The sequence below is a fragment of the Propioniciclava sp. genome (assembly GCF_036744435.1).
Taxonomy (GTDB): Bacteria; Actinomycetota; Actinomycetes; order Propionibacteriales; family Propionibacteriaceae; genus Propioniciclava.
The window spans coordinates 1-10233 of record NZ_DAIOIA010000110.1; the positions used below are offsets into that span (position 1 = coordinate 1).

Below are 10233 nucleotides of genomic sequence, written 5' to 3' on the forward strand. Positions count from 1 at the left end.
GGTCGTACTGGTTGACGAAGACGCCGACCAGCCCGACGATCAGCGACAGTACGAACAGGCAGACGAGCACGACCACCCAGCGTCGGGACGGATCCTCCGAGGGGGCCTGCTCCGAGACCCGGAAGCGGGGAGCCGGCGGCGGGATCGGCGTGAACGGCTGCCCGGGGACGCTGGCGCTCTCCTCGACGTCGGCCCAGATCGCGTTGGTGGTCTCCTCGCCCGGCTGCGACCACGGGGACGCGGGCACGGCGTCCTCACGATGATGCAGCGCGCCCGTCGGCTCGCCGGGATCGTCCTCGACCGGCTCGTCCCCGGCCGAGGGGCGCGAACCGAACACCGCGCCGCGCGGCGGAGGAGGTACCTGCACGTCTTGGGTGACGGTGAGGCGAGCCGCGCTGGCGGGGGCCGGGCCCCCCGGCGCCGGGCCGACCGGGGCCGGCGTCACGGGCGGGACCCGCACCAATTCGATGGGTCCCTGCAAGCGCTGTTCCAGCAGATACGCCGCGTCTGCGCCGCCCAGGATGGCCGACAGCGCCTCGGCCACGTCCACGGCGGTCGTCAGGGGCGTCGCGCTGCCCAGTGAGGATCGGGCAAGGATCCGGTCGGCGATGTCGGAGACTTCCACCGACACCCGCGTCGAGGACGCCGCGGGGGAGACCGGCCGCCCGAACCGGTCGGTGGCGGCGGCTCGCAGCCCGTAGTGGGCGGGGCCCGGCCATCGTCCGGTCAAGGACGCGTAGAGCAGTTCACCCAACCCGGTGACGTCGAGGCTCTCCGGGTCGGCGCCGTCCCCGCTGTCGGGATGCAGGGCGTGCTCGACGAGGAAGCCCACGATCTTCGGGTTGCCGGTGGCGGTGACGATGACCGTGTCGGGGTTGAGCGCGCGATGGTAGAGGCCCTGGTCATGCATGCCGGCAAGCCCGGACGCCAACTCCCGGACCAGCCAGGCGGCCTCCAGATCCGACAGCGGGCCGTCGCGCAGCAGCAGTTCGAGCGAGCGTCCGGGGGCGTACTCGCACACCACATAACTGCCGCCGCCGGTCTCGTCCAGCACGGCGTCCCACACCCGCAGGAACCGGTTGTCGATGGCGGGGGCCGCGCGCCGGGCCTGATCCAGGACGTCGAGGGCGCGCGGATCGTCCGGGTCCAGCATGTGCAGCAGCACCGGGCGTCCCAGCTTCAGGTCGAAGGCCCGCCACGTCACCGTCGAACCGCGTCGGCTGAGGGGCTCGTCGAGCCGGTAGCGGCCGTCCAGCAGGTCGCCGGGCGCGTTGCGAGGGTCGAAGTCGGGCCGACTGGTGACGGGGAGCCGAGGGTCGGGGTAGGCGAGCATGATGCCGTCGCGGTCCCTGGTCGTCTCCGGATCGCCGGTGAGGCCCTCGGGGGACGCCTCGGGGGCCGGGGCGGCGCGGCGCCGCAGCACCGCCAGCACCTGGGTGGCCTCGGGGATGTGCATGAGGCGCGCCATGCCGAAGAACGCCGACCCGGCCACCACGACGGACCCGGCGAACCCGGCGAGCGTGACCGGCAGGGACGCCTCACGCGTCCACCACGACACCGCGCCCGCCACCACGGCCCCCGGCAGCACCGCCAAGAACAACTGGGTAAGGAGTCGCACGAGCGGAGCCGCGGACAGCGTGGTCAGCCGCTTGGCCAAGGTGACGTGGGTCAGCCACGCCCCCACCAGATACGACAAGGCGTAGGCCAGGGCCAGCCTCGGGGCGACCGTTGCGGGATCCCCCGACACGTTCGCCAGCACGAGGGCGGCCACGATGTTGACCGCCGTGATGGCGCCCTGCAGCAGGAACGGGGTGCGGGTGTCCTCCAGCGCGTAGAACCCGCGCAAGTAGACGTACTGGATGGTGTAGGGCACCAGGCCGAGCGCGAAGGCCATCAGCGTCCAGCCGAGGAACTGCCAGGTCTCGGCGTTGGCGCCATGCCCGAACGCGATCCGCATGAACGGCAGGCCCAACACCAGGAAGGCCACCGAGGCGGGGACGAGGAAGGTCAGCGCCAGTCGCATCGTCCGTACCGTCTCGGCGGCGACGCCGCGCAGGTCGTGCGCTGCGGCGAGCCGGGACGCCGAGGGCAGCATGGCGGTGGCCAGGGCGACCGTGAGCAGGGAGTGGGGGAGGATCCAGACCAGGTAGGCGGTGTTGTACGCGGTGAGGCCGGCCCCCGGGACGGCCCGTTGGGCGGTGGCCGCGCTCACCAGGTTGGTGACGACCACCTGTCCCACGGTGGTGAGCAGCACGTAGCCGAGCATCCACTTGGCCAGGTGGAACGTCTCGCCGAGCCCCTGCCCGCGCAGGTCGAAGCGGGGCCGGATCTTCAGGCCGGTGGCGCGCAGGCTGGGAATGAGCGCGGCGGTCTGCAGCACGATCCCGAGCGTCGAGCCGATGCCGAGCAGGAGCACCTGCTGGTCGCTGAACGGCTGCGTGGGGTCGGTGCTGGTACCCCACAGACTCAGGTACAGCCCCAGGACCGCGATGGCGACGACGTTGTTGAGGATGGGCGCCCACATCATCGGCCCGAACTTGTCGCGCGCGTTCAGCACCTGCCCGAGCAGGAAGAACACCCCGAAGAAGAACAGCTGCGGCATCGTCAGCGTCGCCATGAACACCAGTTGCCGCCACAGCGGAGCCATCGATTCGGCGCGCCACTCCGAGGAGCTCCACAGGCTCATCACCTGCGGGGTGAAGATCGTGGCCAGCACGGTGACGGCGGCGAGCAGCAGGACGAACGCGGTGATGATCCGGTTGATGAAGGCCTGGCCGCCGTCGTCGTCGTGGTGGGTGTGGCGGACGATCTGGGGCACGAGCACGGTGTTCAGCGCGCCGCCCGCGAACAGCATGTAGAGCGAGTTGGGGACGAGCGTGGCCAGCGAGAAGGCGTCCGCCTGCGGGGAGGCCGAGCCGAGCACGATCACCAGCAGGCCGGCGCGCAGGAAGCCCAGCACGCGGCTGATCATCGTGCCCGACGCCATCACTGCGGTGGCGTTGAGCAGGCGCCGGGACGCGGCCGCGGGAGGAGTGACGGGCTCAGCCATCGGCGATCGCCTTCTGTCGGGCACGGACCTGACGGATCCGCAGCACCGTCGTGACGACCAGCACCGCCCCGGACCCGATGACCAGCACCCAGCCGATGGTGCCCACGTCGCTGGTCTCGACGGTGATGATGGTGTCGTCGGTGAGCCGGTCGCCGGCCAGCGACTCCAGATGCACCTGGGCGGTCACGACTCCCGCGCCGGACGCCGACGCGGCCAGCGTCACCGTGTTGGCGGCGCCCGGGGCGACGGTCACCGGGTCCGGCTCGGCGAATCGGATGCGCTGCGGATTGTCGGTGGTGATGACGACGCGCACCGTCGCCGGGTCGGTGAGGTGGTTGGTCACGGTGACGGGGAAGTCGCTGGTCGCCCCGGTCATCGAGAACCGGGTGAGCGCGTCGAGACTGACCTGGGCGCCGTTGGCGGCGATGCGTGCGTTGATCGCGTCCAGCCAGGCTTGCTGCCGATCGGCGTCGTCGCTCCACCACAGGGAGGCCCCGCGGGCGACTTGGGCGGAGGCGACCTCCCCGATCTCGGAGGTGGGGGAGACAGCGCCGTAGGCGCGCAGGTCCGCGCCCAGTTGCGTGAGCGTCTCGCGGACGTCGGGCGTCACGACGCCGGTGCGGGCCGGCGACGAGGGGGCCCACTCGACGAGGGGGACGCCCACCACGGACGCCAGGGATGCCCGGGTGAACCCTCGCGGCGGGTCGGCGTCCGCTCCGAGGTCGGCTTCGGTGCGCAGCCAGCGGACCTGGCCCCCGGTGGACTGGGCGAGCGCGGCGAGCGTGTTGCGCCGGTTGAGCGCGGTGTCGGGCAGCAGCGCGCTGGGGGCGAAGGTGGGCTGGTCGACCTCGGCGAGGGTCATCCCCTGGGCGATGGTGCTGACGCGGGGCGGCCGGATCCCGAGCGCGAACACGGTGCGGCCCAGCCCGGCGACCTCCTGCAGGGTGGTCGTGTCGGGGGAAACCAGCAGCAGCCCGGTCGCGCTGGTGTGGGTGTCGACGCCTTCCCCGGCGGCGAGGGCGTCGGCCTGCAGTTCGGTGAACGGGGATGCGCCGGAGGAGGCGAGGTCGGGGGTGCCGAACAGCCCGGCGACGCCGCGGGCCGGATCCAGCGTGGCGAACTGGTCCAGCCAGGCCTGGGCCGCTGCGGCGCCGGTGCCCTCGACGCGATCGGGCCCCACCCGGTAGCCGTCGGCCATGTCCCGTACCTCGACGAGGAGGCTGGGGTCGACGTACCAGTCGGTGCCGCGGGACAGGGCGGCCTCCAGCAGGGTGTGGAGGCGTCCGGTGGACAACTCGTCGGCGAGGCTCTCGTCCTGGAAGAGGTTCTGCTTGATCTGGCGGGGGCGGCTCGACAGCTCGACCACCGACGCGATCCCGACCGGGCCGTCGGTCACGGTGGCAAGCGTGCGGGGGGAGGCGAGGACGCGCAGGGCGGGCTCGTTCACCAGGCGGGCGCTCACATCGACGCCGACCCAGTAGGAGGCCGCCGGAGAGAGCCCCAGTTCGTCGGGGGTGGCGTCCACGGCGAAGGTGCTGGATTGTCCCGGGTCGAGGGTTCCGGTCCCGGTGGTGAGCGCGAGGGTGGCCGACGCGGCGCGGCTGAGGAGGCCCTCGGTGGTGGTCTTCTCGGTCAGCGCCTTCTCGACGGCGTCCCGCGAGGAGAGGGGGGCGCGGGAGCGCCACAGCTGCACGGACAAGGTCCGCAGGGGGGCGGTGCCGGTGTTGGTGAGGTTCCCGGCCAGGCGCAGTCGGCCGTCGATCACCTCGGCCTGGGTCAGGTTGACGGTGACGGCCGGTTCGGCAGCATGTGCCGACGGGCTGAGCGCCACGGTGGCGACGAGCATGAGGAGGCCGATCAGCGCCACCAGGAATCGGCGGCGGGGTGGCCCGGGCCGGTTCGCAGTCACCGCCCCATCGTAGGCCGCTAAGCTGGGCCCTCGTGGCCTCCCTCTCCGTAGACCAGCGCCGTGCGCTCGAGGAAGCCGCGACGGCGACTCCCACGATCCGGCGCGTGGCGGACGCGTTCGCGGCGGCCGGCTACGACCTGCATCTCGTCGGGGGGCCGGTGCGCGACGCGCTCATGGGGCGCGGGGTGCACGATCTCGACTTCACCACCGCCGCCCGCCCCGACGTCATCGAGACGATTCTCGGGAGGCTGACGCCCGCGACCTGGGACATCGGCCGTGCCTTCGGGACGATCGGCGCCTCCCTGAACGACGACGTGGTCGAGGTGACCACGTACCGGGCCGACTCCTACGATCCGTCCTCGCGTAAGCCGACGGTCGAGTTCGGCGACGACCTGACCGCCGACCTCGTGCGCCGTGATTTCACCGTGAACGCGATGGCGTTGTCGGTCGTCAATGGGGCCTTCGCCGACCCTCATGGCGGGCTGGAGGACCTCGCCGACCAGGTGCTGCGGACGCCCTCCCCGCCGGAGGTGTCCTTCGGTGACGACCCGCTGCGCATGATGCGCGCGGCCCGGTTCACCAGCCAATTGGGCTTCACCCCGGTTCCTGAGGTGGTCGCGGCGATGACCGCGATGGCCGAGCGGATCGACATCATCTCCGCCGAACGCGTCCGCGACGAGCTATCGCGGTTGCTGCTGTCGGACGCCCCGCGTCAGGGGCTCGACCTGCTGGTCCGCACCGGCCTGGCCGACCGCGTCCTGCCGGAACTGTCGGCGCTGGTGCGCGAAGTGGACGAGCACGGGCGGCACAAGGACATCTACCAGCACACGCTCACCGTCTTGGAACAGTCGATCGATCTGGAGCGGGCGCGCGGGCACGAACCGGATCTGGTGGGGCGCCTGGCGGCGATCCTGCATGACGTGGGCAAGCCCGCCACCAAGCGGTTCGAGAGCGGCGGCAAGGTCACGTTCCATCACCACGACGTGGTGGGGGCGAAGATGGCGAAGAAGCGCCTGACCGCGCTGCGCTACTCCACCGACGACGTCAAGGCGGTCGCCAAGCTCGTCGACCTCCACCTGCGCTTCCACGGATACGCGGACGCCGACTGGACCGACGCGGCGGTCCGCCGGTACGTCCGCGACGCGGGCGATCAGTTGGAGCGCCTCCACATCCTCACCCGCGCCGACTGCACCACCCGCAACCAGCGCAAGGCGAACCGGCTCAGGACCGCCTACGAGCAACTCGAATGGCGTATCGACGAGTTGTCCGCTCAGGAGGAGCTGGACGCGATGCGTCCGGATCTGGATGGCACGCAGATCATGGAGATCCTCGGGATCAAGCCGGGTCGGGTCGTCGGCAAGGCGTACGCCTTCCTGCTGGAGCGCCGCATGGACGAAGGGCCGCTGGGAGCGGAACGGGCACGGGAGGAGTTGCTGGCCTGGTGGGCTCAGCAGCCGGAGAGCGACGGTTCCTGACCGGCTCCTTTCGGGGAGACCGATTTCGCTGGGCTCGGGGAGACCGATTCGCTAGGCGGGGAGACCGGTTCTCGTGACCATTCCATTGTTCGGGGTCGTTTCTGCCGCCGGCCCATGGCCTGACCCGGCTGGGGCAGGCGCACGCCGCGGCCCCGGAGGGCGGGCGGCCCGGCTGGCTCCACCGGGAACGGACACCACCTTCCGTGAAAGGTTGCTGCTTCGGGACTTTCGTGGGTGTATGCATTCTTCGGTGAGGGATTCGATTCCCGCGCGCATATGGCGGGCATTTGAAATGGGGCGCAATCGCCTCATTTCGGCATGGGTGTGAGGGGGATCTCGCCGAGCGGGCGTGGGTGGCCGGACTCCTCCCGGACGAGGGGGCGGGCTGGGGGGTCACGTGGCCCCCAGAAGGGTCGTCGTCGCGAGCCTGGCGCGCCCACGGTCGCACTGGCGGGCTGTCGGGGCACTCAGGTAAGGCTTGGCTTCCTTTTTCGAGGCCGGGCACGGATTCCGCAACCGGCAATTAGCCAAAAGGGCCGTTGCGGATAGGGTGTCCCCAAATAGTCAACGAAAAAATCGGCATTTAAATCCTGGTGTACGCGTGGCTGGTGACTTGTGGTCGAGGTAAGTCAACGAGAGGAACCGATCATGAGCACCATCACCAGCGTCAAGTCCTGCGCCACCACGAGCTGCGCCTTCAACCACGACGGCTGTTCCGCCTTCGGCGTCACCATCGCCGGCACCGACAAGCCCACCTGCGTCACCTTCGTGGCCCTCGACGCCCGCGGCGGCCTGCCGACGGCCGACGGCCATGTGGGTGCCTGCCAGCGTCTGGAGTGCGTCCACAACTCCGACCTCATGTGCACCAATGCGTCCATCGAGATCACCGATGCCGCGCAGTGCCAGTCCTACGAGATCGCCTGACACCGCGCGTCCCGGTTCCATCCGACGCGAACAACACGTGGGCCCCGCCGATCGGCGGGGCCCACGTGTGTCTGATGAAGGTGGGTATCAGCCTGCCAAGGCGTCCGGAGGGGTGGCCTGCGCCATGAGGCGATCCACCTGCGCGGTCAGTTCGAGGTGTGACGTGGCGGGGGTGGCGAAGCGGGCGTACGCGATCAGCGTCTCGTGGCGTCCGACCAACATGACGGTGATCCCGGTGGGATCCACGTCGACGCAGAACACCTGATCGGCCGTGTGCGAGCACACGTGCGGCAAGGGCGCCTTCTGGATCGCGAAGCCTGGCACCGTGCCGACCATGACGGCCCAGCACAGGTCCTTCAACGCGGTGTTGTCGTTGCGGGCCACCAGGTCGAAGGCGGCGCAGGGATCCTCGATCAGCGGCGCGGGGCCCTCCAGGGCCTCCAGCGGGATCGGGGTCGCCCCAGTGAGGTCGTGCAGCACCATCTTCTCCACCTCGACGAAGCCGAGCCGGGCACCGGGGACGGTCAGCATGGTCTCGACCAGCGGGGGTAGCGTGCCCGCCTCGATGTGGGCGACCGTCTCGGCGCGCTGGGCCCACACCAGGGTTCCCAGCAGGTGGGTGGAGGCCGCCACCAGCGACACCATCGGATCCGGCGACTGCTTGATGAGGTCCAGGCGCACGTCGACAGCAAACCCCGCCGGGACCGTGCTGAGCAGGTCGGTCGGTGCGGCCGCCACCACGAGCGACCCGTCGGGGGTGAGGCCGTGCGCCACCGTTTCGAGGGCCTCGTCCATCCGGTACGCGTACAGGGAGGCCGCCGCAGCCCCGGCCAGCATCCGCATGACGAGCGATCGCGCCCGATCGTCGCAGGTCGGCATGGTCCACGTGTCGTACGACATCGACATGCCGTACCCCCTTCGAGTTCGGTGGGACCGCCGCACGGATCGGTGCGAATTACACAACGGTCACCTTGCTGTATTCGCTGCTTAGGCTAGCCTAAGTTCCCCCTCCCCGTCGCGCCCGGCTGTACGCCAGGTGAGACGAGGGCTCGGCCGTTCGCCCGCCGCCAGACGAAATGCGAGTCTGGATCGCGGCGTGCAGCAGACGACGGCAAAGGAGTGAGCGGGGCGTGAAGCAGTGGTGGCGAGAAACCCTGGCCCGGCTCCTGGGGGCGCCGATCGTGATGCTCCTGATCTCCATCGCGACGGTGCAGATCGGCTCCTCGATCGCCAAGGATCTCTACAGCGCGGCAGCCCCCCTCACCGTCGCCTGGCTCCGACTCGGGGCCGCAGCCGTCATCCTCGGCCTCGTCACTCGGCCCCGGCTCACCGGACGCACGGCAGCGGACTGGGGCTGGGTCACCGCCTACGGGGCGTGCATGGCCGCCATGAACGTCACCTTCTACCTGGCCATCGAACGCATTCCCGTGGGCATGGCAGTGACGCTGGAGTTCCTCGGCCCGCTCGGTGTCTCCGTCGCGCTGTCGCGGCGGCTCCGCGATCTGGCCTGGGTCGGGCTGGCCGCCGTCGGCGTCGCGCTGCTCGGCTTCGCGCCCGGCGACCTGGACCCCGTCGGCGTCCTCGGGGCGCTCGCCGCGGGCGCCCTGTGGGCCGGCTACATCCTCCTGGCGGGCCCCACCGGACGCCGCTGGGCCGGGGTGGACGGCGTCGCCGTCGCGTTCTGGATCGGCTTCCTCGGCGTCACCCCCCTCATGCTGGCCGCCGGCGCGTTCCCCGCCCCGTCCCTGCACGTGTGGCTGGTCGGGGCCGCGGTCGGCCTGTTCAGTTCGGTCGTCCCCTATGGCATCGAGATGGGCGTCATGCGACGCATCGAACCGAGGATCTTCGGGATCTTGATGAGCCTCGAACCGGCCGTCGCGGCGCTGGCGGCCCTGCTGCTGCTGGGCGAGACGCTGCGACCGGTCGAGATCCTCGCCATGGCCTGCGTCGTGGCGGCATCCATCGGCGTGGTGCGCACCGCGCGCAAGACCACGGCCACCGGCACGGAACTGGCAGCCGACGAGGGCGCCTGACCGTCGATCACGGACCAGCCGGAGGTTCCCCCGCCGCGTCGGGGGCGGACGGTGCCCCCGTGGGCAGCGCGGCGCGCACCGTCCACAGGCCGCCGCTGCGATCCAGGGACAGCGTCCCCTTCAGAAGGGCCAGCCGTTCCTCCATGCCGATCAACCCCCAGCCGCGCCGGTCGACGCGACCGCCCGGATCCGGGTTCTGGAAGGTGGCGTAGACGATGCCGCCTTGCTCGATGAGCGACACGGTCACCTCGCTGCCCACGGGGGCGTACTTCACCATGTTGGTGACCGCCTCGCGGGACACCTGCGTGAGCGTCTGAGCCCGGGCCGCAGACACCTGGCGCACCTCCACACGCGCCCGCACCGCGAACCCGGCCTCCGTCAGCCGACGTGCCTGTGCGTGGACCTCCTCCGCCAACGAGTCGGCGTCCGCGAGCGGGCCGAACTGCGGATCGCCACCGGGCTGCGTCTCGCGCAGCGTCGACAGCAACTGCCGTAGATCCCCCGCCGCCGCGGAGCACTCCTCGGCGATCTGCACCAGCGAACGACGCGTCTGGGGAGACACCTCGTCGTCTGCCGCCATCCAGGCTCGCATGGCGGCATGCGACAACGTCTGGGCGACGGTGTCGTGGAGGTCGCGGGCCAGCCCCACCTGCAGGTCTCGCACCTGCTGGGCGGCCTGGGCGCGCTGAGCCGCGTAGAACCGGCCCAGCCACCGCCACCCCTGGGCCGCGCCGATCGTCACCACCAAGGTGATGACGAGGAAGACGTGCGTGAACGCCGACGGCGGGAACCCCTCGACGCCGACCCCCAGGCCCAGATAGATGCCGACCATCAGCGACAGCG

7 protein-coding genes are annotated in these 10233 nt (G+C 70.9%); 3 read left to right on the top strand and 4 right to left on the bottom strand.

The window, feature by feature from the left end; translation table 11 throughout:
- Together murJ and V7E09_RS12305 are read right to left on the bottom strand one after the other, a co-directional pair.
- Positions 1–3049: murein biosynthesis integral membrane protein MurJ (murJ, locus tag V7E09_RS12300; protein WP_324523458.1), on the bottom strand; the 3049-nt coding region annotated here is incomplete at its 3' end.
- A complete protein-coding gene (locus V7E09_RS12305) occupies positions 3042–4958 on the bottom strand; it encodes a DUF6049 family protein (RefSeq protein WP_324511565.1) in 1917 nt (638 codons plus the stop codon). The genes V7E09_RS12305 and murJ, both read right to left, overlap by 8 nt.
- Before the next feature lie 32 nt (positions 4959–4990).
- On the opposite strand from V7E09_RS12305, the gene V7E09_RS12310 reads away from it, so the two are divergent.
- Complete coding sequence (locus V7E09_RS12310) at positions 4991–6433, top strand: CCA tRNA nucleotidyltransferase (RefSeq protein ID WP_324511566.1); 1443 nt, start codon at positions 4991–4993, stop codon at positions 6431–6433.
- A gap of 648 nt (positions 6434–7081) precedes the next feature.
- On the top strand, positions 7082–7357 hold the full coding sequence (locus V7E09_RS12315) for a DUF1540 domain-containing protein (protein ID WP_324511567.1): 276 nt from the start codon (positions 7082–7084) through the stop codon (positions 7355–7357).
- Positions 7358–7444: 87 nt separating this feature from the next.
- Here V7E09_RS12315 and V7E09_RS12320 read toward each other — a convergent pair whose 3' ends face one another.
- Entirely contained in the window at positions 7445–8263 is an 819-nt protein-coding gene (locus V7E09_RS12320; protein ID WP_324511568.1) for a hypothetical protein, read from the bottom strand.
- A 224-nt stretch (positions 8264–8487) separates the two neighbouring features.
- Between V7E09_RS12320 and V7E09_RS12325 the strand changes: the two genes are divergently transcribed.
- Entirely contained in the window at positions 8488–9390 is a 903-nt protein-coding gene (locus tag V7E09_RS12325) for an EamA family transporter (RefSeq protein WP_324523459.1), read from the top strand.
- Positions 9391–9397: 7 nt separating this feature from the next.
- On the opposite strand, the gene V7E09_RS12330 is transcribed toward V7E09_RS12325, so the two are convergent.
- Positions 9398–10233, bottom strand: an 836-nt coding sequence (locus V7E09_RS12330; protein ID WP_324523460.1) for a sensor histidine kinase, incomplete at its 5' end; no start/stop codon positions are given.